26 protein-coding genes are annotated in these 26,669 nt (G+C 55.2%); 17 read left to right on the top strand and 9 right to left on the bottom strand.

Annotation, left to right across the window (positions count from 1 at the left end):
- Window positions 1-391 precede the first annotated feature (391 nt).
- Window positions 392-736, bottom strand: a complete 345-nt coding sequence (locus BM322_RS11415) for a cupin domain-containing protein (RefSeq protein WP_075430572.1) — start codon at window positions 734-736, stop codon at window positions 392-394.
- A gap of 145 nt (window positions 737-881) precedes the next feature.
- On the opposite strand from BM322_RS11415, the gene BM322_RS11410 reads away from it, so the two are divergent.
- From BM322_RS11410 to BM322_RS11340, 15 genes are all read left to right on the top strand, one after another.
- Window positions 882-1,640, top strand: coding sequence for a YdcF family protein (locus tag BM322_RS11410; protein WP_075430570.1), 759 nt, complete (start codon window positions 882-884; stop codon window positions 1,638-1,640).
- Window positions 1,637-2,980 carry an MATE family efflux transporter gene (locus BM322_RS11405; protein WP_075430568.1) on the top strand — a complete coding sequence of 448 codons (1,344 nt, stop codon included), beginning with the start codon at window positions 1,637-1,639 and terminating at the stop codon, window positions 2,978-2,980. The genes BM322_RS11410 and BM322_RS11405 overlap by 4 nt, the downstream gene beginning before the upstream one ends.
- A gap of 102 nt (window positions 2,981-3,082) precedes the next feature.
- Window positions 3,083-4,765: a phospho-sugar mutase gene (locus BM322_RS11400; RefSeq protein ID WP_075430566.1), complete on the top strand. Its 1,683-nt coding sequence runs from the start codon at window positions 3,083-3,085 to the stop codon at window positions 4,763-4,765.
- 27 nt (window positions 4,766-4,792) lie between these two features.
- Window positions 4,793-5,392, top strand: coding sequence for a hypothetical protein (locus BM322_RS11395; protein WP_075430564.1), 600 nt, complete (start codon window positions 4,793-4,795; stop codon window positions 5,390-5,392).
- Window positions 5,393-5,666: 274 nt separating this feature from the next.
- Entirely contained in the window at window positions 5,667-7,127 is a 1,461-nt protein-coding gene (locus tag BM322_RS11390; RefSeq protein ID WP_075430562.1) for a glucose-6-phosphate isomerase, read from the top strand.
- Window positions 7,128-7,289: 162 nt separating this feature from the next.
- Window positions 7,290-7,814, top strand: a complete 525-nt coding sequence (locus tag BM322_RS11385) for a hypothetical protein (RefSeq protein ID WP_075430560.1) — start codon at window positions 7,290-7,292, stop codon at window positions 7,812-7,814.
- A 21-nt stretch (window positions 7,815-7,835) separates the two neighbouring features.
- A complete protein-coding gene (locus tag BM322_RS11380) occupies window positions 7,836-9,197 on the top strand; it encodes a secretin N-terminal domain-containing protein (RefSeq protein WP_075430558.1) in 1,362 nt (453 codons plus the stop codon).
- A gap of 12 nt (window positions 9,198-9,209) precedes the next feature.
- On the top strand, window positions 9,210-9,881 hold the full coding sequence (locus tag BM322_RS11375) for a response regulator transcription factor (protein WP_075430556.1): 672 nt from the start codon (window positions 9,210-9,212) through the stop codon (window positions 9,879-9,881).
- Window positions 9,882-10,023: 142 nt separating this feature from the next.
- A complete protein-coding gene (locus BM322_RS11370) occupies window positions 10,024-10,671 on the top strand; it encodes a bifunctional precorrin-2 dehydrogenase/sirohydrochlorin ferrochelatase (protein ID WP_075430554.1) in 648 nt (215 codons plus the stop codon).
- On the top strand, window positions 10,640-11,959 hold the full coding sequence (gene hemA, locus BM322_RS11365) for a glutamyl-tRNA reductase (RefSeq protein WP_075430552.1): 1,320 nt from the start codon (window positions 10,640-10,642) through the stop codon (window positions 11,957-11,959). Before BM322_RS11370 ends, hemA begins: the two co-directional genes overlap by 32 nt.
- Window positions 11,919-12,863 carry a hydroxymethylbilane synthase gene (hemC, locus tag BM322_RS11360; protein WP_075430550.1) on the top strand — a complete coding sequence of 315 codons (945 nt, stop codon included), beginning with the start codon at window positions 11,919-11,921 and terminating at the stop codon, window positions 12,861-12,863. Before hemA ends, hemC begins: the two co-directional genes overlap by 41 nt.
- 26 nt (window positions 12,864-12,889) lie before the next feature.
- The gene (cobA, locus tag BM322_RS11355) at window positions 12,890-14,404 is read left to right on the top strand and encodes a uroporphyrinogen-III C-methyltransferase (protein WP_075430548.1); all 1,515 of its coding nucleotides are present in this window, start codon (window positions 12,890-12,892) and stop codon (window positions 14,402-14,404) included.
- A gap of 19 nt (window positions 14,405-14,423) precedes the next feature.
- Window positions 14,424-15,404 (top strand): porphobilinogen synthase, encoded by a 981-nt coding sequence (gene hemB / locus BM322_RS11350; RefSeq protein ID WP_075430546.1) that lies wholly within the window; start codon window positions 14,424-14,426, stop codon window positions 15,402-15,404.
- 3 nt (window positions 15,405-15,407) lie between these two features.
- Window positions 15,408-16,727: a glutamate-1-semialdehyde 2,1-aminomutase gene (hemL, locus tag BM322_RS11345; protein ID WP_075430544.1), complete on the top strand. Its 1,320-nt coding sequence runs from the start codon at window positions 15,408-15,410 to the stop codon at window positions 16,725-16,727.
- 114 nt (window positions 16,728-16,841) lie between these two features.
- The gene (locus BM322_RS11340; protein WP_075430542.1) at window positions 16,842-17,255 is read left to right on the top strand and encodes a hypothetical protein; all 414 of its coding nucleotides are present in this window, start codon (window positions 16,842-16,844) and stop codon (window positions 17,253-17,255) included.
- 5 nt (window positions 17,256-17,260) lie between these two features.
- Here the strand turns inward: BM322_RS11340 and BM322_RS11335 are convergent, their stop codons facing one another.
- From BM322_RS11335 to ilvA, 7 genes are all read right to left on the bottom strand, one after another.
- Complete coding sequence (locus BM322_RS11335) at window positions 17,261-18,016, bottom strand: C40 family peptidase (protein ID WP_143102237.1); 756 nt, start codon at window positions 18,014-18,016, stop codon at window positions 17,261-17,263.
- Window positions 18,017-18,058: 42 nt separating this feature from the next.
- Window positions 18,059-18,430 (bottom strand): metalloregulator ArsR/SmtB family transcription factor, encoded by a 372-nt coding sequence (locus BM322_RS11330; protein WP_082334474.1) that lies wholly within the window; start codon window positions 18,428-18,430, stop codon window positions 18,059-18,061.
- 47 nt (window positions 18,431-18,477) lie between these two features.
- Entirely contained in the window at window positions 18,478-19,560 is a 1,083-nt protein-coding gene (locus BM322_RS11325) for a DUF871 domain-containing protein (RefSeq protein WP_075430540.1), read from the bottom strand.
- Between the two features lie 44 nt (window positions 19,561-19,604).
- A complete protein-coding gene (locus BM322_RS11320) occupies window positions 19,605-20,981 on the bottom strand; it encodes a PTS transporter subunit EIIC (protein ID WP_075430538.1) in 1,377 nt (458 codons plus the stop codon).
- Window positions 20,978-21,889 (bottom strand): N-acetylmuramic acid 6-phosphate etherase, encoded by a 912-nt coding sequence (gene murQ, locus BM322_RS11315; RefSeq protein ID WP_075430536.1) that lies wholly within the window; start codon window positions 21,887-21,889, stop codon window positions 20,978-20,980. Before murQ ends, BM322_RS11320 begins: the two co-directional genes overlap by 4 nt.
- A 103-nt stretch (window positions 21,890-21,992) precedes the next feature.
- Window positions 21,993-23,528 carry an L-lactate permease gene (locus BM322_RS11310; RefSeq protein ID WP_075430534.1) on the bottom strand — a complete coding sequence of 512 codons (1,536 nt, stop codon included), beginning with the start codon at window positions 23,526-23,528 and terminating at the stop codon, window positions 21,993-21,995.
- A gap of 204 nt (window positions 23,529-23,732) precedes the next feature.
- Window positions 23,733-24,983, bottom strand: a complete 1,251-nt coding sequence (gene ilvA, locus BM322_RS11305; RefSeq protein WP_075430532.1) for a threonine ammonia-lyase — start codon at window positions 24,981-24,983, stop codon at window positions 23,733-23,735.
- Window positions 24,984-25,225: 242 nt separating this feature from the next.
- Here ilvA and BM322_RS11300 point away from each other — a divergent pair, with 242 nt between their 5' ends.
- Together BM322_RS11300 and BM322_RS11295 are read left to right on the top strand one after the other, a co-directional pair.
- Entirely contained in the window at window positions 25,226-25,657 is a 432-nt protein-coding gene (locus BM322_RS11300; protein WP_075430530.1) for a universal stress protein, read from the top strand.
- 30 nt (window positions 25,658-25,687) lie between these two features.
- Window positions 25,688-26,104 (top strand): universal stress protein, encoded by a 417-nt coding sequence (locus BM322_RS11295; protein WP_075430528.1) that lies wholly within the window; start codon window positions 25,688-25,690, stop codon window positions 26,102-26,104.
- 61 nt (window positions 26,105-26,165) lie between these two features.
- Here the strand turns inward: BM322_RS11295 and nrdG are convergent, their stop codons facing one another.
- Window positions 26,166-26,669, bottom strand: coding sequence for an anaerobic ribonucleoside-triphosphate reductase activating protein (gene nrdG / locus BM322_RS11290; protein ID WP_075430578.1), 504 nt, complete (start codon window positions 26,667-26,669; stop codon window positions 26,166-26,168).

Genomic DNA, 26,669 nt, shown 5'->3' with positions numbered 1-26,669 from the left:
TCTGTTCCGGCGATAGGTCACGAATTACATCGATGTGTTTGTTACGGGAGAAACGATTCGTACAATCTCAGATTTCCGTTACCAAAGGGGCGAACGGGGTAGTGCTTCTTTCTGTCTGGAGCGACTGTCCTGCGCAGCAGGACTGGGCCGTAAGCGCATAACCTAGAAAGAACTATGTACGTCGCGACCTGGTGACGGGAGCAGGTAACTAGGTCCGTAGTTCTGGTTGTACGGTCCATTCAGCGGAAACAGAAAAAGTACTACCCCGTGAACCCCGAGCTGCGTACTATCGGGATTCCGTTCCGCACGCACTAACAGACAAACTGCAATTTACAAAAAATCCGTTGACGCATTTTCGTCAACGGATTTTTGCCGTGTAGCGGCCAGCCACTTATTTTTTGATGATAAGTGCCATGAATACGAGGTCTTCGGTCTTCGAAGCATTGGCGATGCCGTGCTTCTCGCCATCCGGACAGAAGGTCGTGGCACCGGCGCCGAGTGTTACCTCCGTGCCATTGTCATTGTAGAGGGCCGTACCCTGCAGGATATGATAAGTTTCCGTGTTGCCGTGATGCTCATGGACACCGATGGAGCAGAGTGGCGGGATGATGACTTTGGCATACATATCGCACTTGCCGTCGAGCTCAGCTGGGGTCAGCAGCTTGACGATGGTGATGGTGCCGTTGCCATCGGCTTTGTTGGTTGCCTGGATGGGATTTGGTTCGATAAAGGCCATGATTGAAACTCTCCTTCTTTTCTTTTTCAAGTTTATTTGCTACAATGACATTATACAACTTATTGGTTCTGAAATAAATGCGGGGATTCCGGCAATGGCCAGGGATTTGCGCTTTTTCTTTTGGCATGGATACTGGAGGTGCAGTATGGTTTATCTGTTGAAATTTGGGGCAAGCTGGATCTTGCCGCCAGGAATCTTTATCCTGGCCTTTTGGGCTTTGGCTGTCTATATCTGGAAATGGAAACGAGAACGGCGGCTGGCAGCATTGTTGGCTGGCGTTACGCTGGTGTTTTATCTGTTTTGTACCAGCTTAGTGTCTGAACGGACTATGGGGTGGCTGGAGTCTGCTTATATGCCTCCGGCAGAGCCACAGGGCGATGCGATCGTCATGCTGGGCGGCGGTGCCTTCTCGGAGGTGCCGGATGTCGATGGCAAAGGTGCCCTTTGCTCAAATCCGTCGAGTCGGCTGCTGACGGCAGTGCGCCTGCAGCGCAAGCTCGATGTGCCCATCCTGCTTTCGGGTGGCCAGGTCTATGAGGACTCGGGCCCTGAGGCGGAGATTGCGCGCCGCATCCTGATCTCTCTGGGTGTTCCCGAGGATAAGATCCTCGTAGAGACAAAGAGCATCAATACGACGCAGAATGCGAGATTCTCGGCAGCCATCCTGCGTGAGCATGGCCTTACGCATCCCATCCTAGTAACGTCGGCCTTCCATATGAACCGCTCGGTGCTGGCCTTTGCCAAACAGGATGTGGCGGTGACACCATATCCTGCGGATTACCAGACAAATCTTCGCCATGTGTTCCATTATAACAAGCTGAGCCCGCAGGCAGGTGCATTGCGGGATAATGTGATTGTGCTGCAGGAGGTATTGCGCACCGCGGTGATGAGGTACTTGGAATGACGAAAAATCTTACGGAAGGCAATCCGACAAAGCTCATATTCTTCTTTACCTTGCCACTTATTGCGGGTAATATCTTCCAGCAGCTGTATGCATTCGTCGATACGCTTATTGTCGGGCGATTCTTAGGCGTTGAGGCCCTGGCAGCAGTCGGCTGTACGGGCAGTCTGATGTTTCTGATGCTTGGTTTTGTCATCGGTTTCTCGACGGGCATCACAATCTATACAGGGCAACGGTATGGTGCCAAGGATGCGAAAGGCGTGCGGCAGAGTGCTGCTGCCTGTACGATCCTCTCGCTGGCAGCATCGGTGGTACTGACCGCTTTGGGCGTATCGCTATGCCGGCAGCTCCTTATCTGGATGCAGACGCCAGCAGAGATCATGGAAGGCGCTGTGTCCTTTATCAGCATTGTCTATGGCGGCATCGTGATGTTCGTGTTCCTGCAGATGCAGACGAATATCCTGCGCGCGCTCGGCGATAGCCGAATGCCGACGGTCATCCTGGCCCTGGCACTCATCATCAACATCATCCTTGAGCCTGTGGCTATCCTGGTGCTGCAATGGGGCATTCCCGGTGCAGCTATTGCGACAGTCGTGGCGCAGTTCATCGGCAATGCGGTCTGCTATCTCTACATCCGGCGCCGGGTCCCCATCCTGCACACGCAGCGTGAAGACTGGCATGTATCATGGCATATCCTGCGGGAGCATCTGAAGATCGGTCTGCCGATGGGATTCCAGTCGTCCATCATCGCCATCGGCGCCATCGTCCTGCAGGTGGCTCTCAACAACCTTGGACCGACGGCTGTGGCCGCCTACGCCGCCTCCCAGAAGGTCGATTCGGTGGCCATGATGCCGATGATGTCCTTTGGCCTGGCGATGGCGGCTTATACGGCGCAGAATTACGGGGCCCAGAAATACGCGCGCATTGCCGAAGGCGTGCGCAAGTGCTGCTATATGTCGGTGTCGTTCAGCATTTTGGCTGGTGTGCTGCTCATTGTCTTTGGCCCCGATATCATGTATCTCTTTGTCGGTGACGGGCAGCAGCAGGTCATTGACTACGGGCAGCAGTACCTTATGGTCAACGGTTCGTGCTATTGGATCCTGTCCTTGCTGTTCATCTTCCGCTATACACTGCAGGGATTAGGGCAGAGCGTGGTGCCGACGATTGCCGGTATCATGGAGCTTATCATGCGCACGGCAGCGGCAATCTTCCTCTGTGCCTCCCTGGGTTATCTTGGTGCCTGCTTGGCCAACCCCATGGCCTGGATCGGTTCCTGTGTACCACTGGCTATCGCTTTCTACTGGACAAGCCGGAGTTTCCGTAAAAAATATAATCTCGGATGAACCCCGTTTAGCAGGGATTTTCCGTTTGGTGTCGAAGTAAAAAGTTGGGTTAATGTATTCATAATGCCAGATCAACCGATTCATGAAAGGGATGGATTAATTATGTATCAAGATGAGTACAAACGTTGGGCCGCAGCAGATCTTCTGGACTTTGATCTGAACAAAGAACTGAATGATATCCGCGATGACGAGGAGGCCATCAAGGATCGTTTCGCTGTCGCTTTGGAATTCGGTACGGCTGGCTTGCGCGGCGTATTGGGGGCAGGCACGAACCGCATGAATATCTGGGTTGTCCGTCAGGCGACCCAGGGCGTTGCGGACTGGGTCAAGACCCAGTCCGGCACGCAGACGGTGGCCATCAGCTATGACAGCCGTCTCAAGGGCTGGAACTTTGCCCGTGAGGCTGCCAGCGTCCTGGCTGCCAATGGCATCACGGTACGCCTTTACGATGAGCTCATGCCGGTGCCGGCACTGAGTTTTGCTACGCGTTACTACAAATGCAATGCCGGTATCATGGTAACGGCGTCGCATAATCCGGCCAAGTATAATGGCTACAAGGCTTATGGCCCAGATGGCTGCCAGATGACTGATGATGCCGTAGCCGTGGTCTATGACTCGATCAAGAAGACCGATGTGCTGACAGGTGCCAAATACATCAGCTTTGCCGAAGGCGTTGAGAAAGGGCTTATCAAGTTCGTTGGCGATGACTGCAAGGATGCCTTCTACGAGGCAATCGAGGCTCGTCAGGTTCGCCCGGGGCTTGCCAGGACGGCTGGCCTCAAGCTTGTCTATTCGCCGCTTAATGGCACGGGCCTTGTACCGGTCACCCGTGTGCTCAAGGATATCGGCATCACGGATATCACAATCGTGCCGGAGCAGGAATATCCGAACGGCTACTTCACGACTTGCAGCTATCCGAATCCGGAAATCTTTGAGGCACTGGAAAAAGGCCTTGAGCTGGCCAAGAAGGAGCAGGCTGACCTGATGCTGGCCACGGATCCTGATGCAGACCGTGTCGGAATCGCCATGAAGTGTGCGGATGGTTCCTATGAGCTCGTATCTGGCAATGAGATGGGCGTGCTGCTGCTCGACTACATCTGCCAGGGGCGCAAGGAGAAGGGGACGATGCCGGAAAAACCAGTAGCAGCTATGTCGATTGTTTCGACGCCGCTGGCAGATAAAGTCGCTGAGCATTATGGTGTCGACCTGCGCCATGTCCTCACGGGCTTCAAGTGGATTGGCGATCAGATTGCCGGCCTTGAGGCAAAGGGCGAGGAAGATCGGTTCATCTTCGGTTTTGAGGAGAGTTATGGCTATCTGGCCGGTCCGTATGTCCGCGATAAGGATGCTGTCGTATCGTCGATGCTGATCTGTGAGATGGCGGCCTACTACCGCTCGATCGGTTCATCCATCAAGCAGCGCTTGGAAGAGATCTACCAGCAGTATGGCCGTTACTATAATGCGGTTGACTCTTTCTCGTTCCCGGGCCTTTCGGGTATGGACAAGATGAAGGGCATCATGGCAGAGCTGCGCAAGAATCCGCCGACAGAGTTTGCAGGCCGCAAGGTTGCGGAGCTCATCGACTATGCAGAGCCGGAGAAAACCGGTCTGCCGAAGGCCAATGTCCTGACCTATACGCTCGATGACGGTTCTACTGTCGTTGTCCGTCCGTCGGGCACGGAGCCGAAGATCAAGACGTATTTCACGACGCTGGGCAAGGATCTTGCTGAGGCGAAACAGGTAAAAGAGAAATTGGCAGAGGCTGTTAAGCCACTGCTGGCATAACAACAGGAATAAACAGGGGTGTATTTGATGGATTCAGTCAGCAATGAGGTTCGTTTGGTTCAGGATGTATATGACCTCAGGGAGCTTGAGAAGAAGATCGCTGCCAGCGATTTTGATGCAGAAAGCGATGGAGAAAGTGAAGTTGTCGATGTTGATGTCATGCGGGCGTATGTCGACGGATTGCTCGCATATGTCGATGGCGATAAGCTCAAGCCCTACAAGGTCGTTGCCAATACGGTCAACGGTCCGGCTGGACCGGTCATCAATGCCCTGGAGAAAAAACTGCCGTTTGATATCGTGAAGGTCAACAATGTGTTTGACCGCAGCTTCCCTTATGGCGTGCCGGATTCAGCTGATGCTGCGATGCGCGCCGCTACTGCTGAGGCTGTGCGCCAGCAAGAGGCAGACATGGGCGTTCTTTGGGATCTGGATCTAGGACGTTGCTGTTTGTTTGCTGAAGATGGCAACTGTATCGAAGGGGAATGCAACGAACGTGGTATGTTGATCTGGCTGCTGGTTTTGGAGCTTTTGGCACGCTCGGAAGGCAAGCTGCTTTCGGAATTGTTCCCGCAAAAGCAGTTCACCTGGCCGATGATTGCCCAGATGCTGGCTGCCGCTCGTAACTGAATCGTGTTGATGAGGAATCAGGATGCCCTCGCTGGCCGGAATGCCAGCGAGGGCATCTTTTATATAGGCGGGAAATAACCAGAAGATAAGGTGTTTCGGATTTTGGAATATTGTTTCAAGAGAAGCGAAACCGTGCTGATTCGATATTGACTAAGAGAAACTGGTTCGTTATAATAATCACGTATGGAACAATAAGTGATTTTTAACGACTGCATGCTGTTTGCTGGCCAGGCTTGGCAGCAGGGATGCAGGGCAAAGAGGAGTGTTGACGAGCATGAGTTTGAAACTGAAATCCGGTTTTACTTTTGACTATGAGAACCTGTATGGTGAAGGTAAAGTTACGGAGGCAGATCTCAAGAGCTATGAGGAAGACCTGAAAAAAGCCCATGAGGCTTTGAAGGTTATGCGTGAAACGGGCTTTATCCGTGCCCATCTGTCCAAAGATGGCGAGCCGGAGAAAGTCCTGTTCAGCCAGCTGCCGTATGTTGAGGAGGGACATCTGAATAGCCCGAGCTCGCTGAAACATCTGCAGGAACTCACGGATCATGTCAAAGACAATGTGGACGTTGTCGTTTCGCTCGGTATTGGCGGCTCCTATCTCGGCGACAAGGTTCTCTTTGACGTGCACTGCGGCGAGTTCTGGAATGCCATGTCGAAAGAAGAGCGCAATGGCTTCCCGAAAGTCGTATTCAGTGGCCAGAATATCGATCCGCGCCGCACGGGCGATATCATCCATTATCTGAAGAGCTCGGCTGCTATTACGAAGAGCCATGAGAAACGCAACCTCAAGGTATTGCTGCTCGTTATCTCGAAGTCCGGCGGCACCCTCGATACGATGTCCAACTTCATGGTCATCTATGATGCACTGCAGAAGTTCGAGGGCATCGACGTTGAGGTCGTAGCTGTAACGGATCCGAACATGGAGAAGCAGACGCTGCTGAAGAAACTGGCTATCGAAAAAGGCTGGCCGCAGTATGCTGTACCGGATGGTGTCGGCGGCCGCTTCTCGATTTTCTGCGAGGTCGGCCTGACGTTGGCTGCCTGCATTGGCTTTGATATCCAGGCATTCCTCGACGGAGCCAAGGATATGGACAAGGCCTGCCAGAATGATGATATCTGGCAGAACCCGGCTATGCTCAATGCAGCCCTCAAATTCGCTGCATCGGAAAAACATGGTCGTGACATTGAGGTCATGATGCCCTATGGCGATTACCTCAAATCCGTTTCAGAGTGGTATATCCAGCTGTTGGCTGAGTCGCTCGGTAAACAGTACAATAAGGAAGGCAAGGAAGTATGCTATGGCCGTACGCCGCTGGTAGCTGTCGGCACGACGGACATGCATTCCCAGACGCAGCAGCATCAGGAAGGCAAACTTGACAAGATTGTCCAGTTCATCCGCCTCGAAAACTGGGAGAACGATCTCGAGATCCCGAATGTTTTCCCAGAGGCTCAGAAGCTGGCAGATATTTCCGGCGTTACGATGGGACAGGCTCTTGAGGTTGCCCGTCAGTCCAACGCGGATGCCCTGGCTTCCAACAAACGCTACAATGCTTGCTTTACGCTGCCGAAACTCGATGCTTACCACCTCGGTGAGCTCCTCTACATGTTGGCCATGTCGGTAGCATATGAGGGTGAGCTGGCAGATGTTGATGCTTTTGACCAGCCGGGTGTCGAGTCCTATAAACGCATCATGGGACCGAAACTTGCTGAGTGCAAGGCTAAGAATCAGAAATAATTCCGGCATTGGATTCAGGAAGAACTTCCTCACAGAGGAAGTTCTTCTTTTTCGTTATCGTTCTTGCTTTTTCTTTATCAATAACACTATACAATAAGAACACACTTCGCTATAATGAAACTGAAGTCCATTATGAAAGGACAAAAAGAGGTGTGATTGCTTATGGACGTACAGAAAGATAAGCGGAAACTGGCGGCCTTAGTAGCTGCTGTGCTGCTGATGGGGGCAGGCATCCTGTATGCGGAGGAGCCGGAGGAAGGGACTGCTGATCCGCTGCCCGTTCCTGGACAAGCAGCAGGTGGTGCAAAAAAATCTGTGCGAGGACTGGCATCAGCACAAGCTGACGTCGAAGTGCGCAATCCGTTCAGCGTCTTGCATGAGACAGCTGCTGCGGGGCAGTCTCTGCCAGATCAGAAAGTGGCAGAGAAGGCAGCAGCACCGTCTGGTGCTGCGCCCCAAGACTCACCTGAGCCGATGGCTGCACAGCGGCAGGCAGATCCCGAACCCGAGCTTTGCGGCATCCTGCAGAGTGGCAATCGGTATCTGGCAATGCTGCGTGTACAGGATAAGAGCGCTGCGCTGGCTGTTGGTGAGTCTTGTCAGGGCTGGACGGTCATGACGATTGACGAGTCTGGTGTTTTGGTGCAGAATGGCGGACAGCAAAAAAGGCTGTTACTGCCGCGTTGATGAGCGGGATGAGGAACGATGATGAAACGATGGCAAAGGTGCTGCCTGCTGACAGGGCTTATCTTCGGGGTACTGGCCATGCCGGCAGCAAAGGCTGAACCGATGCAGGTTCAGGTGACTGATGGTGATGTGCGGGCTGTGTTGTTATCGGCGGCACGCATGGGGAAACTCAATCTGGTACTTGATGATGCGGTGACGGGCACCGTGACGCTTACGCTCACGGATGAACCTGAACGAGTGCTGCGGCTGGTGGCAGCGGCTAAGGGCCTGGTTGTGGTACGCGATGGCAGTGAGTTCATTGTGACGACTGCTGCCCGCGCTGCCAGCTTGCGAAGTATGCATGTTTACAAGGTGAAGTATGCGAATCCGCAGGATTTGGCGCAGATTGTAAATTTGTCACTACAGTCAGCAGGAAAAAACGAATCGGCGTTGAATCATAATACTGATAACACCAAGAAAAAAGAACCCAAGGAAAAAACAGCAGATCCGCTGGAATCGTTGGCTTTGGCCAATGAGACGACGGGGGCTGTGGTGTTTTATGGCACGGCAGCAGAGGCACAGGCGGTGGAAATGCTTTTGCACGAGTTGGACGTGCCAGCTGAACAAGTGTCTTTAGAGGCAAAGGTTGTGGCGCTTTCGCGCAATGCCTCGAAAGAGCTTGGCGTGGAGTGGCAGTGGTCAAAGCTGCCGCAGTATCCAGAGTCGCATCGGCGCTGGTATCATGTGGGAAAGGATACCGAGCGCGTGGAGACGGAAGTCCGGCGGCAATGGCAGGACAAGGAACAGGTACCGGGCATCATCCAGTTTGGTCATGGGCCCGAGGGGCAACCCTTTGAGTTTTACTTTGCGGCTAAGCTCAATGCACTGATAACAGATGGCAAGGCAAAGATCCTGGCGCGGCCGAATATCACGACGCTGCAGGGGCATGAGGCGGTCATCAATATCGGCGGTGAAGTCCCTGTGCCTACGCAATCGGTTACTGATGCGACGACAACGACGACGATGACATATCGCCAGGCCGGTATCATCCTGCGCTGTACGCCACGTGTGAATGCGAACCGCCAGATTACGGCGGAGGTTCATACTGAGGTCAGTACACCGTTGTTTGTCAATGACATCAAGGCGTATCGTTTCCAGAAGCGCAGCGCGGATACCAACGTGCGGCTGCAGGATGGCGAGACGATGGTGATTGGCGGGCTCATTGGCAGCGAGGAATCGCGTTCGCTCAGCAAGATACCTGTCTTAGGCGATATCCCGATCCTGGGGCAATTTTTTCGCAATCTAAAGCATAGCCGTACGGAGTCAGAAATCATGATTTTCTTGACGGCTCATATATTAGGAGATTCTGGTGGGATAAGGGATACAGGTCAGCCGGAAAAGTAAAGGAGAACAGTTATGGCAATAAAGATTTTGATTGCAGATGACCATGCACTGCTCAGACAGGGCATCAAGCGCGTGCTGAATTTTGAGGACGATCTGGAGGTCATCGGTGAGGCAGAGGACGGTCAGGAGACATTGGCGCGGACGCTGATGCTCCAGCCGGATGTACTGCTGCTGGACCTCAACATGCCAGGGCTAAGCGGCCTTGAAGTTGCCCGCCAGCTCAAACAAGCAGACTGCCCGACGAAGATCATTGCGCTGACGATTCACGATAGCGATAACTATGTGCTGGAGCTGCTCAAGAACGGTGCCCTCGGCTATCTGCTCAAGGATGTTGAGCCGTCGGTGCTCGTCAAGGCCATCCACGTGGTAAATGATGGCAATGCCTTCGTATATCCGAAGCTGGCTGAGCGTCTGTTTGGCAGCCTGTCGCTGTCTGATGATGTCGAGACGAAGGCCCGCGAGATGCTCGATGAGAGCCGTGGCGAGCGCCTGACGGCCCGTGAGATGGATGTGCTCGAGTGCATCGCCAAGGGCTTTTCAAATCAGGACATCGGCAAGGCACTGGGGCTCAGCGAAAAGACGGTCAAGAACCATCTGACGAGCATCTTCCATAAGCTCAAGGTCAATGATCGCACGCAGGCATTGGTCTATGTTCTCAAGAACAAGATCATTTCGCTGGATTGATAGGAAATACGTGTAAATTAAAGAAGGTATCCGGTTGGGTATCTTCTTTTTTTTTGTGTTGATATGGAGTATAATATAGGAAGTATGTTAAAAATGAATCGAATTCGTATTTGATATTCGTTCAGGAAAGCAGGGATGGCTGATGCTTTATCCGTTGAATTTGGACCTTTCCGCCAAGAGCTGTGTCATCATCGGCGGAGGACGGGTGGCAGAGCGCAAAGCCCAGGGGCTCTTAGCAGCCGGGGCCCGTGTCACTGTCATTGCTCCGGCAGTAACTGCCGGCTTGCAGCAGCTGGCAGAGTCTAAGCTGCTGCGATGGCAGTTACAGGAGTACCGTGCGGGGATGCTGGCAGAGCATAAGCCGCTGCTAGTCTTCTGTACGGCAGATGTACCGGCGGTCAACCAGCAGGCAGCTCAGGAGGCAAGGAAGATCGGGGCGCTGGTCAATGCAGCGGCGCAGCCGGAAATCACGGACTTCCAGGTGCCGTCGCGGGTGCAGCGCGGGCAGCTGCTATTGACAGTGTCGACTGGTGGCGGCAGCCCTGCTTTCTCGAGGCTCCTGCGCGAGCGGCTGGAGCAGGAATATCCAGAGAATTTTGCAAGGTTCCTGGACTGGCTGGCGGAACTGCGCGATGAGATAAAGGACATGCCTGGCGGCAGTGACGCCCATCAACGGCTCTGGCGCCAGGTATTGGACCAACATGTGATAGATTTAGTGAGAGCTGGCGAGCTTAGCCAGGCGGAGGATGAGATAAGACATGGAATTACTGATGCTGGGATTGAACCATAAGACTGCGCCCGTAGATGTGCGCGAGCGGTTTTCCATTCCTAAGCAGGCGGTGCGCAATGGCCTGGCTAACCTCAATGAGTATGAGGGGCTGCTCGAGGCGGTGGTCTTGTCGACCTGCAACCGCAGTGAGATGTATGCGGTAGTTGACGATGTGCGTCAGGACCTGCCGACGCTGAAGCAGTTTCTGTTCGACCTTACGGGCAATGAAGAGAACATCGACGAATACCTGTATCATTTTGCTCATGAAGACTGCATCCGTCATCTGTTCAAGGTAGCATCGAGTCTTGATTCGCTGGTACTTGGCGAGGGGCAGATCCTTTCCCAGGTCAAGGAGGCCTATGCGATGGGCCTTGAGGCCGGGACGACGAGCACGATACTCAATACCCTGTTCCATCGTGCGATTGCGACGGGCAAGCGCGTGCGCACGGAGACGCGCATTCAGTATAATTCGGTATCGATAAGCTATGCCGCTGTCGAGCTGGCTCGGCAGGAGCTTGGCGGACTCGAGGGTTCCAATGCGCTGATCTTTGGCGCCGGCAAGATGGCGGAGCTTACGGCCCAGCATCTCGTCGCCCATGGCGTCAAGAAGATCTATGTGACGAATCGCCATCTTGAGCGGGCTGAGCAGCTCGCTGAGCGTTTTGACGGCGAGGCTATTCCCTTTGAGGAGGCCATGAAGCAGGCTGTCGCTGTCGATGTCATCGTGACGTCGACGGGGGCGCCCCATTATGTCATCAAACCTTGGGAGACGCGTCAGCTCATGACCAAGCGCAAGGGACGCCAACTGTTCTTGATCGATATCGCCGTGCCGCGGGATGTCGATCCAGATGTCGGCGACATCAAGGGCGTCACGCTCTACAACATCGATGCCCTTGAAGAAGTTGTCGATGAGCATATCCAGGAACGCCGCGAAGAGGCAGAGCAGGCTAAGGAGATTGTCGAGGAAGAGGTCCTCTCGATTGAAGATAAGTTCCAGTACCTTTCGTTCCGTCCGCTGATGGCACTGCTCTCGGAGCGCTGTGAGCGCATCAGGCAGAGGGAAATCAAGCGTGCAAGCTCCAAGCTGCCGGATCTCACACCGGAGGAGCAGCGTCAGATTGAGCATATGACGCGCATGATTGTCCGGAAAATCCTGCGCATGCCGATGATGAAGCTCAATGCCTCGGCGGGAACGCCCCAGGAGGAGTTCTACATCGATGCGATGCGCTCGTTATTCAAACTCGATACGATAGGAGAGACAGCTACCCGTGAAGAAAGACACCATCATTATCGGTACGCGGAGCAGTAAGCTCGCGCTTTGGCAGGCGGAATACGTTAAAGGCCGTTTGGAGGAGAAGTATCCGAAGCTTACGGTAGAGCTTAAACTCATGACCACCAAGGGCGATAAGATACTTGACGCACCATTGGCCAAGATTGGCGGCAAGGGCCTGTTCACGAAAGAACTGGAGACAGATATGCTGGCTGGCGGCATTGACCTGGCCGTGCACAGCCTCAAGGATATGCCGACTGAGGTTCCTGCAGGCCTCGTGATTTCGGCCATTACCAAGCGGTTCGATCCCGGCGACGCCGTGGTCAGTCCTAAATATCAGAAATTTGCGGATTTGCCTCTGGGGGCGAAGGTCGGTACTTCGAGCCTGCGCCGCAAGGCCCAGCTCCTGCATGTGCGCCCTGATCTCGATATCTGTGACCTGCGCGGCAACGTCAACACGCGCCTGCAGAAACTTGAAGAAGAGAACTTTGATGCCATCATCCTGGCGGTGGCAGGTCTCAAACGCTTGGGCTTTGGCGAGCGCATCACGGATGTGCTGCCGAAGAGCACCGTACTGCCGGCTGTAGGGCAGGGAGCTCTGGCTATCGAGACTCGCGCTGACGACGAAAAGATGCGCGCGCTTATCGATTTCCTCAATGACAGCGAGACCGTGCAGTGCGCGACGGCTGAGCGGGCATTCCTTAGCCGCGTCGAGGGCGGCTGCCAGGTGCCAGTCGGCGTTTATGCAACTCCGGCAGGCGCGGGCCAGCTGCAGGTGGAGGCTGTGATTGCCTCCCTCGACGGCAGCAGGCTCTATCGTGACAAGATCACGGGCCCCGCCGCTGAGGCCGGGGAACTTGGCCGCAAGTTGGCCGATATACTGCTTGATAAGGGCGGCATCGAGATCATGCATGAACTTGGGCTGCTGCTCAATCGCAAATAAAACAGGAACAAGGGAGAGATAGATACATGGCAGGAATGGTTTATTTGGTGGGGGCTGGCCCCGGAGATTATCGTCTGATCAGTCTCAAGGCTGTGGATTGCCTGAAACAGGCGGAGGTTGTCGTCTATGACCGTCTGGCGGATGACCGCATTCTCCAGTGGGCTCCTGATGATGCGGAGTACATTTACGTCGGCAAGGCATCGAGCAACCACACGATGAAGCAGGAGGATATCAATCAGCTGCTGGTGGACAAGGCGAAGGCGGGCAAATGCGTCGTTCGGCTCAAGGGCGGCGATCCCTTTGTCTTCGGACGTGGCGGCGAGGAAGGACTGCTGCTGCAGGAAAACGGCCTGCCCTTTGAGATCGTGCCGGGCATCACGTCGGCAATCTCGGTACCGGCCTATGCGGGAATTCCCGTCACGCACCGCGCTGTGGCAACCTCGTTTGCTGTCGTAACGGGGCATGAGGATCCCACCAAGGGCAAGAGCAACATGCGCTGGGAGCATCTGGCAACTGGCGTCGATACCCTCGTATTCCTCATGGGCGTGGCTAACCTGCCCCATATCACGGCAAAACTCATCGAAAACGGCCGTCCGTCGGATACGCCGGCTGCTGTGATCCGTTGGGGCACGAAACCCGAGCAGCGCGTGCTGATGACAACGGTGGGCACGGCAGCTGAAGACGTGGCTAAGGCTGGCCTCAAGCCGCCAGCGATCTTCATTGTCGGCGATGTGGTCAACCTGCGGGAGAAACTCCAGTGGTTTGATGAGCCCAAGACCCATCCGCTGTTTGGCAAGACGGTGCTTGTCACGCGGGCGCGCAGCCAGGCGTCGAAACTCACGGCCCGCCTTGAGCAGCTCGGGGCCAAGGTCATCGAGACGCCAGCTATCCGCATCGAGGAGCCGGCTGATAACTATGCTGCCATCGATGCGGCCATTGATAAGCTGAATGACTATCAGTGGCTTATCTTTACCAGTACCAACGGCGTGGAGCATTTTTTTGCCCGCCTGCTGAAAGCCGGCAAGGATACCCGAGCGCTCGGCTATGCCAAGGTGGGGGCTATCGGCAGCGCCACGGCGGAAAAACTCAAGGCCTATGGCATCATCGCAGACGTCGTGCCGCAGGAATTCCGGGCTGAGGGCGTATTAGAGGCACTCAAGGGCAAGGTGCCGCCGCACGCGAAGATCCTGATTCCGCGTGCTCAGGAGGCAAGGGAAATCCTGCCTGAAAAACTTCGTGAGCAGGGTGCTGTGGTCGATGTGGCGCCAGTCTATCAGACTGTAGCTGCTGCCGTCGATGGCGAGGCCCTCAAGGCGCAGCTGGCAAATGGAGATATCGATCTTGTGACCTTCACGAGCTCTTCGACGGTGACAAACCTTATCCAGATCGTGGGCTCGGCAGAGTCACTGGCTGGTGTGAAGACGGCTGCCATCGGCCCGGTCACGGCTGATACGGCCAAGTCTAATGGTATTGAGCCTGATATCGTTGCCAGTGAGTACACGATTGACGGTCTTGTCGAGGCAATCAAAGCAAATATCTGATTCATAGGAGATGGATTCAATGTATACTCAGAAACTCCGTCCGCGCCGCATGCGCATTTCCCCGGCCATGCGTGCCATGGTTCGTGAAACGACCCTTTCGGCCAAGGATTTCGTTTATCCGCTGTTCGTCGTTCCGGGAGAGAATATCAAAGAAGAGATCCCGAGCATGCCGAACTGCTACCATCTGTCGGTGGATAACGCCGTAAAGACGGCCCAAGAATGCTGGCAGCTGGGCATCCCGGCTGTCGAGGTCTTCGGCCTGCCTGAATACAAGGACGAAGATGGCTCCAGCGCCTGGGACATGACGAGCCCGGTGCAACGTGCCATCAAGGCTATCAAAGAGGCTGTGCCGGAAATCATGGTTGTCGGCGATGTCTGCCTGTGCCAGTATACTTCCCATGGTCATTGCGGCCATCTGGAGGATCATTACGTCGACAATGACAAGACCCTCAAACTGCTGCAGAAGGTGGCTGTATCCCAGGCCAAGGCTGGTGCTGATATCGTCGCGCCGTCGGATATGATGGATGGCCGTGTGGCGGCTATCCGCGAGGCTCTTGATGAGGCTGGCTATACCAATGTATCCATCATGAGCTATGCGGTCAAATACGCATCGGGCTATTATGGCCCCTTCCGCGATGCGGCTGACAGTGCGCCGAGCTTTGGTGACCGCCGCCAGTATCAGATGGACCCGGCTAACGCCCATGAGGCGCTGAAGGAAGTCGACCTCGATGTGGCTGAGGGTGCTGACATCATCATGGTAAAACCGGCGCTTGCTTATCTTGACGTCGTGCGTCAGGTCCGCGACCATATCCATCATCCCGTTGCTGTCTACAATGTCAGCGGCGAGTATGCGATGGTCAAGGCAGCTGCTGCCAACGGCTGGATCGATGAGAAGCGCATCGTGCTCGAGACGCTGTTGAGCATGAAACGCGCTGGCGCCGATATCATCATTACCTATCATGCCATTGATGCTGCGAAATGGCTCAAAGAAGAGGAGTAAGCTATGCTGAATCTTGAAAAATCTGCTGCCGCTTTTGCTGAGGCCAAGAATCTGATGCCAGGTGGCGTCAACAGTCCGGTCCGTTCCTATGCCAGTGTTGACTGCAACCCGCCCTTCATTGCCCGGGCTGAGGGCGATAAGATCTACGATATCGATGGCAACGAGTATATCGATTATGTGGGTTCCTGGGGCCCGATGGTAGTCGGCCATGCGCATCCCCAGGTCGTAAAGGCCTTGCAGGAGGCTGCGACGCGCGGTACGAGCTATGGCGCGCCGACCTGCATCGAGTCCGAGCTGGCCAAGCTTGTCATGCAGGTCTATCCGTCGATTGAGGTCATCCGCATGGTCAACTCTGGCACCGAGGCGACCATGAGCGCTTTGCGTCTTGCCCGCGGCTATACGGGCCGGGAAAAGATCATCAAATTCATCGGCTGCTACCATGGCCATAGCGACAGCCTGCTCGTCAATGCCGGCTCGGGCATGGCGACGTTTGGCGTGCCAAGCTCGCCGGGCGTTACGAAGGGAACAGCCCAGGATACGATTTCGGTGCCGTACAATGATGCCGAGGCTATCACGAAGGTCATGGAGGAGATTGGTGATCAGGTTGCAGCTGTCATTGTCGAGCCGGTGGCTGGCAATATGGGCTGCGTACCGCCGAAACAGGGTTATCTGCGCACGCTGCGCAACCTTACGGAAAAATATGGGGCCCTGTTGATCTTTGATGAGGTCATGTGCGGATTCCGCGCATCCCTGGGCGGCGCCCAGGCAGCCTATGGCATCACGCCGGATCTCACCTGCCTTGGCAAGATCATCGGCGGCGGCCTGCCGGTTGCCGCCTATGGCGGACGCCGTGACATCATGCAGAAGGTATCGCCGGCTGGCCCGGTCTACCAGGCAGGCACGCTCTCGGGCAATCCGCTGGCCATGACAGCTGGTCTGGAGACGCTCAAGATCATCACGGCGGAACCGGAGGCAGGCAAGGCTGACTACAGCCGCGAGCTCACGCTAAAGACGAAGAAACTCCTGCTGGGCTGGCAGGAAAAGGCCAAGGCTGCTGGCGTCACGATTCAGGCGCATCAGGCTGGTTCGATGTTCGGCATCTTCTTCAATGACCATGATGTCTTTGATTATGAAGATTCCTGCGCCTCGGATCAGGAGGCGTTCAAGGTCTGGTTCAAGGCCATGCTGGAACAGGGCATTTACCTGGCACCGTCGCAGTTTGAGACCCTCTTCATGAGCGGCGCTCATAGCGACGAGGATATCGACCGTACGATTGCAGCTGCTGAGGCTGCCTTCCAGGCTGTGGCTGACAGCAGGAAATGAATGACAATACGAAAAATCCCTGCAGACGAGAAAAGTCTGCAGGGATTTTTAAGTTTTTCCTGTTTTCATCGATAATATCTGTAGAGACAGCAAATCCATACAGGAGGATCGCTTATGGAGGCAAAGATTGATGGCTTAGGGTTATTGGCTGGACAAAGGCAAAGCAGCCACAAGAAAGTGTCAGGGACGGACGAATTCAAGCAGCTGTTTTCGCAGCTGGTCGCTGAGCGCAAGGGCAGCTTGGAGACGACGCTCGAGGCAATGGAGGAACGGCGGGAGGAAATCAAGCAGCTGAAGGTACAGCGGGAGTTTTCCGAGACTGTGAAACGCATCCTGCCCGATGGCAGCATCCGCATTTCCGTTTATGAGAATGGCCATTTGGAAAGCTGCTACCATCTAAGACCGAAACTTCGTCCCGTTATTGATGAGTCAAAGCCGATACCGAAGGCCGCAGATGGTACAGAACTGATCAGCCAGGCACCAGTCAAGCTCGTGCCGCGCCGGAATATCCTCGAGGAGATGTTTTGACCGTCTTATTTCACGATGTGCTTGCCGCCGTAGTAGCGCGGCTGCCAATAATCGCTGGACAGGCTGTCGATGCGGACACCTTTGCTGGAACTGGCGTGGATGAAGTCTCCGTTGCCAAGGTAGATGCCGCAGTGTGAGGCACCTGGTTCGTAGGTCGTGAAGAAGACGAGGTCACCAGGCACAAGCTGGCGGCTGCTGGTCGTGCGGCGGCCAAGCTTGTACTGTTCATCAGCCGTGCGTGGTATGGCGATGCCGTTCTGGGCAAAGACATACTGCAGGTAGCCGGAGCAGTCGAAGGCCTTGGGAGTCGTGCCGCCGAATTTGTACGGGACGCCGATATAGGACTTGGCAGTTTTGATGATATCTTTTACCTTGCCAGGGGCAAGGATGGGATTGTTATTGGGAGCAAGTGGGATCTTATTCGTGGGGAGTGTTTGTGCCGCTGGTTTGGGCACATCCACTCCCCATTCGCGTTGCTTGGCCTTCTTGAGAGCCCGCCAGGTGGCGTTGTTGACGATACCGGTTACGCGGATCTTCTGGTCGCGCTGGAACTCGGCCACAGCGCGCTCGGTTTCATCGCCGTAGACACCATCGACCGTGCGGATGGTGTAGCCGATAGTCTTGAGTTTTTTTTGCAGCAGCAGTACGTCATGACCGTGGGAACCGGTCTGGAGCGTCGGCGATGCCAAGGCAACGCCGGTAAGGAACATCAGCGATACGCCGGTCATGATGCCAGCGCGAAGCAACCGGTTTTTCTTCATCAGAATCGTCCTTTCTGCCCGCAGCAAAGCGGTTGATGTCAGTCAGGTCTCGCGTACATGGTCGAGTCCCTGTCGCATGAGTTTGACGACATGATCGTCATCAAGGGAGTAGAAGGCCTCTTTGCCCACTTTGCGGAACTTCACGAGACGGGCAGCCCGCAGTACGCGCAGCTGGTGGGAAATCGCCGACTGTCCCATCTGCAGGGATTCAGCAATATCGCAGACGCAGAGTTCCGTTTCGGAGGCCAGCAGGGAGAGCAGCTTGATGCGGGTCTTGTCACCCAGGATCTTGAATATATCTGCAAGTTCCTGACTCGTTGCGTCATCAAGCTTGTGGACGGCGCAGTTCTCTAATTTGTCCGGATGGGTGTGGTGAATCTCGCAGAGGTCATCATTCGCTGTTATTTCTTCCATGGAATCCTCCCTAATGTGTTGAACCTAATCATATTTATTATAGCAGTTTACGGATTGAAGCGGAACGAAAATTTTCGGCCCGGGGTGATGTACTGCAGCAGGTTGACTTCGCTTTCCTCCACCATGGCTGGCACGTTGATGCGTGCATCGGCGTTCTGGGGATGGCGGATGACTTGCAGTTCCCCCATGTAGCGCTGGTAGCTCTTGTTGTCGATGGTGATGGCACCGATGGGGCGCACGAGGGTGTTTTCGGGCTCGATGCTTTCGCCCATCTTCTTGAGCAGTGCGCGGCTTTCCTCGGCCCGGATGGCATCGCGGGCCTCATCGGGACGGGCCGTGAAGGTATGGGTGAGCAGCTCTCGCTGGACGGGATTTTGTGTCAGGAGCTTGGCACGCAGCGTGACCTGGTTGCCAGCCAGGCTGCCAATCGTCTCCAGCTCCGCATCAGCTGGCAGGCTGTCGGCAATGAATACCGAGTCGATGCCAAGCGCAATCAGATGACGGGCGGCCAGCTCAGCGGGCTCGTCGCGGTGCTCCTCCATCGTGGGCAGGCCATCGTGTAAGGGGCCGCGGCGGCGGTGCTGGCTGGGTACAAAGGCGCCGGTACGGATGCCGAGCTTGTGCAGCATCATCGTCTTGCGCACGAGGAATTCCTCGCTGATGCCTGTACCGCAGCGTGGATAGAAATTGTGCAGGGCGTCAATCTGGTGGAAATTGGCATCCAGTTCGACGAGGGCACTCAAAAGCTTGCCCGTAATCGTCGAGGCATTGAGCTGGATGCGGATGCCCTGCTTGTTGCGTGACAGCCGGACGATTTCCTCAAGGCCGAAGCCGTAATCAAGGCGCAAGGTGGTGATGCCGAGCATGCGGAAGGCCTGCGGGCTGAATTCATCGATGCCGAGTAGTTTCATGGTTGCCGGCGATATGTCGGAGATGACCTCCATATCATGGTGGCGGGCGGCTCGCAGCAGCTCTGAGAGCTCGCGTTTCAGTGCCGCGACATTGGTCTCGGGGATATGCAGGGATGTGAAGATGCGGCGGAAACCGCAGGCAGCGGCCTTGTCGATCAGCGCGAGGTTTTCCTCCAGCGTGTTGTCGAGGCCGGGATAGATGGAAATACCGTTCTCCATATTCGTTCCTTCTTTATCGTTTTATAGTCGTGCCAGAAAGGTAATCAAGCCTCATCGGCAGGATCGTCAAAGCCCAGCAGCCAGGCGGCGATGAAGCCGGCTACATAGGCTGTGAGCACGCCGAGCAGGTAGATGAGGACGTGGTTGGTGGTGGCGGCCAGCGGCAGCCCCGAGATGCCCAGGGCGGAGGCGCCGACGGCAAAGGCGGCTTGGACAGCACCGCCAAAGGCGCCGCCGATGCAGGCCGCGAGGAATGGCTTGCCCAGTGGTAGCGTGACACCATAGATCAGCGGCTCGCCGATGCCCATGATGCCAACTGGCAGGGCTGAGGCCACGGTTTTCTTCAAATGGGCGTTCTTGGTCTTGCAGAAGACGGCAAAGCTGGCGCCAACCTGGCCGGCACCAGCCATAGCGAGGATTGGCAGCAGGATGGTCATGCCGTATTGGGACAGGAGCTCCACATGGATGGGGGTGAAGGCCTGATGGATGCCGAGCATGACAAGGGGCAGCCAAAGACCACCGAGCACAAAGCCTGTCAAGGCCCCACCGTGCTGCACGGCAGCTGTCGCAGCCGTACCGATGGTGGTGGCGATGAGGCCGCCGAGGGGCTGCAGGACACAGATGGCAATCGGCCCGGCAATCAGGAAGGTCAGCAATGGTACCAGGAAGAGGCTGAACATATCAGGGATCAGACGCTGCAGTCTCTTTTCAATCAGTGCCCCGAGGGCTGCGACCAGCAGTACTGAGATGACGCCGCCGCGGCCGGGGACGAGCTGGGTATCGCCGAGGGTGATGGCGGCAAGGCCCGGGTGGCTGATAAGGCCGCCGAGGATACCGCCGAGGATTGGCGAGCCGCCAAACTCCTTGGCCGTGTTATAGCCGATGAAGAGATTCATGCTCCAGAATACGACATTGCCAGCAACAGCGCCGAGCTGGAACCAGGCGGCAGTGGTGATTGACGGATCGATCTTGGCGGCGATGCTAAGAAGTCCTGTGGTCAGGCCGCAGGCGATGAAGGCCGGGATAAGCGGCATGAAAATGCTGGCAATGCGCTTGAAGAACAGCTTGACCGGCGTAGCATTCTTGGCGCGGATCTGGGCATGGAGTGCCTTGCCATCGCCAATCTGCGGCTTTTCTGGGGCCGCAGGCTGCACCGCTGTGTCTCCGGCAGCCTTATCGATAATGCTGGTAAAGCAATCGGTAACGCTGGCCGCTGTGCCAGGGCCGAGGATGATCTGCAGTTCGTCGCCGGTGTCATTGACGCCGAGAACACCAGCAATCTTTTGGAGATTGCTTTCCATATTGTCCGGGCGCTGCACGAGGTAGAGCCGCAGGCGGGTCATGCAATGGGTAACGGAACGGATATTTCCAGCAGGGCCAACAATCTCATAAATCTCCTGGGCTATAAGTTCGTGATTCATTGTGCCATCTCCTTTTTCTGCAGGGCAAGGCCAAGTTTTCCCTGAGCCTTGTCAAGAAGTACCTGACCTTCGGCGGGGGTGCAGCCCGTGAGCTGCAGCAGGATGGCAAGTTTTGCACTGCCATTGGCCTGAGCAAGGGCGAGAATCGCCTCTTCACGGCTGCATCCAGCAGCCTCCATGACGATGCGGCGGGCTCGTTCCTCGAGCTTGAGGTTGGAGGTCTTGACGTCGACCATCAGATTGCCATAGACCTTGCCGAGTTTGATCATCGTGCCGGTCGACAGCATATTGAGCACGAGTTTCTGGGCGGTGCCGGCCTTCATGCGCGTGCTGCCAGTGATGGCTTCGGGGCCGGTGACTGGTGTGATGGCGATGTCGGCAATCTCGGCGATTTTCGATACGGTGCTGCAGGATACGGCAATCGTGGCGGCCCCGAGTTCCTTGGCGTATTGCAGGCCGCCGATGACATAGGGGGTGCGCCCTGAGGCGGCAATGCCAACCAGCACATCGCTTTTGGCAAAGCGGATCTCTTCAAGGTCATGCTGCGCTAGTTGCGGATCATCTTCGGCACCTTCCTGGGCCTTGAAGATGGCTGGCAGGCCGCCAGCGATAAGTCCTTGGACAAGGTCGGGGTCGGTACTGTAGGTCGGCGGGCATTCGACAGCATCGAGGATGCCGAGACGGCCGGAGGTGCCGGCACCGATATAGATGAGCCGTCCGCCGTGGCTGAGCCTGCCGGTGATGACATCGATGGCCGCGGCAATCTGCGGCAGGACCTCTGCCACGGCAAGCGGTACTTTCTGGTCTTCCTGGTTGATGAGCGTGACCATGGCCAGGGTATCGAGTTCATCGATATGAGTCGTCTGCGGATTGCGCCGCTCGGTGGTTAGTTGATTTAGCTGAATCATTGTAGCTGCTCCTTTGGCAAGATATGTATTTAGTATAACACAATACGTATGCTGCATACGAAAAAACCTTCCCCGCATGCGAGGAAGGTTCTTGTGATATGGATCAGCCGACGAGTGCCTGGCCGAAGTAAACGATAAGGCCCATGACAATGACAAAGGGCAGATAATATTTGACTGCGAATTTCAGCAGCTGGCCGTCGACACCGGCAACGCCGATGGAGGCAACAGCAATCGCTATGCTCTGCGGCGAAACCATCTTGCCGGCGCAGGCGCCCGTCGCATTGGCAGCGGCAATCCAGGCCTGTGCAGCTGGGCTTGCGCCGATAGCGATAGCTGAGTCTGTCTGCAGCTTGCCGAACAGGACGCAGCTCGACGTAGCCGAACCTGTGATGAAGGTACCAATCGAGCCGATGAAAGCTGCGATGCACGGATAAGCCGTACCCGTTGCGGCAACAGCCGTCTCCGCAATCTCATGGGTCATGCCGGCATAGCCCATGACCTTAGCGGTGGCGATAACCGTGATGATCGTAAGGATCGTGAAACGCAGGTTGATGATGGTGCGTTTGAGGACGCTGAGCATCTCGCCAAAGCCTGCACCCTGGACGCTGCCGCCAATGAAGGCAGCCAGCAGGATCAGCACACCCGGCGTAGCAATCCAGGTGAACGTGTACGGTGCGCCGCCCTCTCCCGAGTAGATGAGAACCGAGGATTTGATGAGGTTCAGCGGATCATGGATTGCCGGGATGAGTTTCGACGTAGCGAGCAGGAAGACGAAGATGAGGATGAACGGCAGCCAGGCCTTTACGCCCTCAGCGCCCGTGACAGGCTCTTCGTCAGCCTGAGCTGGCATTGCATACTCTGGGTCGTCTACCGGGAAGGCTTTGGCGCAGCCAACGATGGCAGCCATAGCGCCGATAGCACCGGCAACAACAGCAAGCTCTGGCCCCATGAAATGAGCGACAATGAGCTCAGGAATAAGGAAACCGAGAGCAGCAGCGATGCACATGATTGTCATGCCCTTCATGGCCTTGAGCTTGCCGCCACCAGCGACGATGGTCATAAGCGTCGGGCAGAGTACTGTCAGCGGTGCGAGCTGCAGGCAGGTGTAGGTAGCGAGCGTCGTCGGATCGTTGCCCGTGACACTGCCGAGCGTGACAAGCGGGATACCGATGGAACCATAGGCAGTCGGTACCGAGTTGGCAATCAGGCAGACCGAGGCAGCCATGATCGGATTGATGCCGATGCCGGCGAGCATGCCAGCCGGGATAGCGATAGCCGTACCGAAACCAGCCATACCCTCAAGGAAACCGCCAAAGCCCCAACCAATCAGCAGGATAAGTACGCGACGGTCACTGCTGACCGAGGTGAGCATCTTCTTGATGACATCCATGCCCTTGGTATGCAGGGACAGGTTGTAGGTAAAGATAGCGGCAATGATGACCAACAGGATTGGCCAGCAAGCCAATGCCACACCCTCAAGGAAAGCCTGGAATGCATGCAGGGCAGTCATATCATAGAGGAACATACCAGCCACTACGGAAATGACAAGTGCCAAGGAGCAGGCCTTGTGACCGGGCATATGAAGGATGCTCAGCGCAACGACCAGCCAAAGGATTGGGGACAGTGCGATTAGAACCAAATGAGTTCATTCCTTTCTTTGTAATAGCGCATTGTGAAAAAATGATGAAAATAAATAAGATACTTCATTATATAAGCAGGTACTAAAAAAAGTCAATGCGAAATAAAAAAGGTTCTATTTTTAGAAAACTATGAATATCATTGCAAGCAAAAAATAAGAAAGAACCCGGATGAAACCGGGTTCAAATAACGGCAGATTCAGCTATCAATAGAGACGTTCGACCTCATAGCCGTTCTTATCGAGTGCATGGATGATGCGCTGTACGTGCTCTTCATTATGGGTTTCGACGGTTACCTCGAGCACGACTTTCTTGAAACTGTCGGTAACCTTGGCCTGATTATGGTTGAGCTCGATGACATTGGCGTTCTCCTCGGTGAGGATGCGCGAGACATTGAGGAGCTGCCCTGGTTTGTCTGGCAGCAATACGGCAAAGCAGAAGACGCGGCTGCGGGCAATCAATGCCTTTTCAATCAGAGCCGAAATCATCGAGATGTCGATGTTGCCGCCGCTGACGATGGCCGCGACTTTCTTGCCTTTGAACGGCAGTTTCGAGAGAGCGGCGAGGGACAGGACACCGGCACCTTCGGCAATCAGCTTGTGTTTCTCGATCAGTGACAGCAGTGCCCCCATGATTTCCATTTCCGAAACCGTGATGATATCGTCGAGGTATTTCTTGCAGAACTCAAAGGTCAGCGTACCAGCTGTCTTGACGGCACAGCCGTCAGCAACGGTGTCAGCACTGGAGAGTGTGACAATCTTGTCCTTGGCCAGGGCTTTTTTCATGCAGGCGGCATTTTCAGGCTCGACACCGATGACTTTGATATCGGGGTTGACGAGTTTCGTGGCCAGGGCTACGCCCGAGGCAAAGCCGCCGCCGCCAATCGGCACGAGGATAGCATCGATATCCTTGCAGGCGTCGATGATCTCGAGGGCAGTTGTTCCCTGGCCGAGCAGTACCTGCAGATCGTTGAACGGATGGATATAGACATAGCCGTGCTGTTTCTGCAGCTCCAGGCTGTAAGCGTAGGCGTCGTCGAAACCATCACCATGCAGGACGACCTCGGCACCGAGGGCCTTGGTCCCTTCCACCTTGAGGATTGGTGTGGTAGCCGGCATACAGATGACAGCTACCACACCAAGTTTCTGAGCTGCAAAGGCGACGCCTTGGGCATGATTGCCGGCTGAGGCCGTGATTACGCCTTTGGCGCGTTCTGCCTCGCTGAGCTGACTGATCTTGTTATAGGCACCGCGCAGTTTGAAGGCGCCGGTGTGCTGCAGGTTTTCTGGTTTCAGGAATACCTGGTTACCGGACTGCTCAGAGAAGAAGTCACTGGGAATCAGCGGTGTTTTCTTGACTACGCCCTCGAGCTGGCGGGCTGCCTGATAGACACCGGCAATGGTGGTGGAAGCGACGATTTCCTGGTTGCTTGGGGCTGCAGCGGCTGATTTTGACATGGATGATGCCTCCTTGAAATATTTATAAACAAATATACTAAAAAATAAGAGTGTATTTACACTAAATGGTGATTAATGTGTAAAAATATCCGTTAAATGTTCTATAAAGTTTATCATCTTTCCATATTTATTGTCAACGAATAAATCATGCGGTTTTTTTGGGATAGTTTAGGAAAATTTAGAGGAATTTTGCGGCAATTGCCGAAATATACAGTATAAGCATTACGGGGGAGGAAGAAAATATGAAGAATCTTACCCGTATCTTGGTTCCTGTTGATTCGTCTGACGGTGCAGATCGGGCCGTGTCATTGGCGGCTGATCTGGCCTTGGTGACAGGAGCTGTCCTAGATGTCCTGCATGTTTCGTATTTCGATGCCGATACTGATGATGAAAACGAATCCTGGCTGCCGGCATCGATTGCTGGTCCGGTAGGGCGTGCAGGGCAGGAGGCGCTGGAGCGGGCGAGGAAACACGTTCCTGCGTCGGTGGCTGCTAACTATCACCGCCGGACAGGCATTCCGGCCGAAGAGATCCTGAGATTTGCCGATGCGAATCAGACGGAGCTTATCGTAATCGGCTGCCGTGGCCTCGGCATGGTGAAAGGGTTCTTGCTGGGCAGTGTCAGTCAGGAAATCGTAGAACGGGCGACTGTCTCTGTGGTAGTAGCCAGATAAGCGCAAGCATTTTATCAAGGGGGTAATATTATGTCGAGAAATATCCTTGTACCAGTAGATGGATCTGAAGGTTCGGACCGCGCCGTAGCCCAGGCAATTGCACTGGCAGAGGCCTGCGAGGCCAAGCTGAACTTCCTGTATGTAGCCAATATCAACCAGTTGGCCATCAATGCCTGCCTGTCGGATGCAATCCTTGAGGCAGTCACGAAGGCTGGCAACGTCATCCTCGATCGGGCGATGGAGATGGTTCCGTCGGGCATCGAGAAGGAGGCGTTCTCGGAAACCGGCTCGCCTGCAGTCGTCATTCTCGACTTTGCTACAACCAATGATATGGATATGATTGTCATGGGCAGCCGTGGCCTTGGCGTTGTCAAGGGGGTACTGCTCGGAAGTGTCAGCCAGTACATTGTTGAGCAGTCCAAGTGTCCGGTGTTGGTCGTAAAATAAGCAATAATCAGGTACACAAAAGCGGTGCAACGAAATGCCAAAGCGTTTCGTTGCACCGCTTTTAAGTGTCCGTATATAAAAGTTTGATCTTACCGGTCTTGCGCCAGTGATCCATATCGATGATGCGTTGGTTAGAAGAGCCGCGGAAAGCCAGCGTAAGGTCACGCAAGTCCTCGCGATAGCGACCATCGATGAGCACATCGATTTCGGCCAGCAGGGCGTCAATTGCGGGATTGCGCCGCTGCAGCAGCTCCTCAAGGGTAAAGCCCGTGTAGCTCCAGACGGTAAGCCCGCGGGCATGGATATCGCGGGCCAGTCGCGCAAGCGGTGCGGGCTGCATGAAGGGCTCGCCGCCGCTGAAGGTGATGCCTGAGAGCAGTGGGTTGGCCGCCACTTCGGCCAGGATAGCCTCGGTGGTCGTTTCGCGTCCGCCACGGAAATCGTGGGTGGCGGGGTTGTGACAGCCGGGGCAGTGATGCGGGCAGCCCTGGGTGAATACAGTCAGCCGCATGCCCTCGCCGTCGACCATCGAGTCATCGATAATACCGGCAATCTGCAGTTTCAT

The organism is Selenomonas sp. GACV-9, assembly GCA_900116485.1.
Classification (GTDB): Bacteria; Bacillota; Negativicutes; order Selenomonadales; family Selenomonadaceae; genus Selenomonas_A; species Selenomonas_A ruminantium_G.
This window is presented reverse-complemented; position numbering and strand designations above follow the sequence as displayed.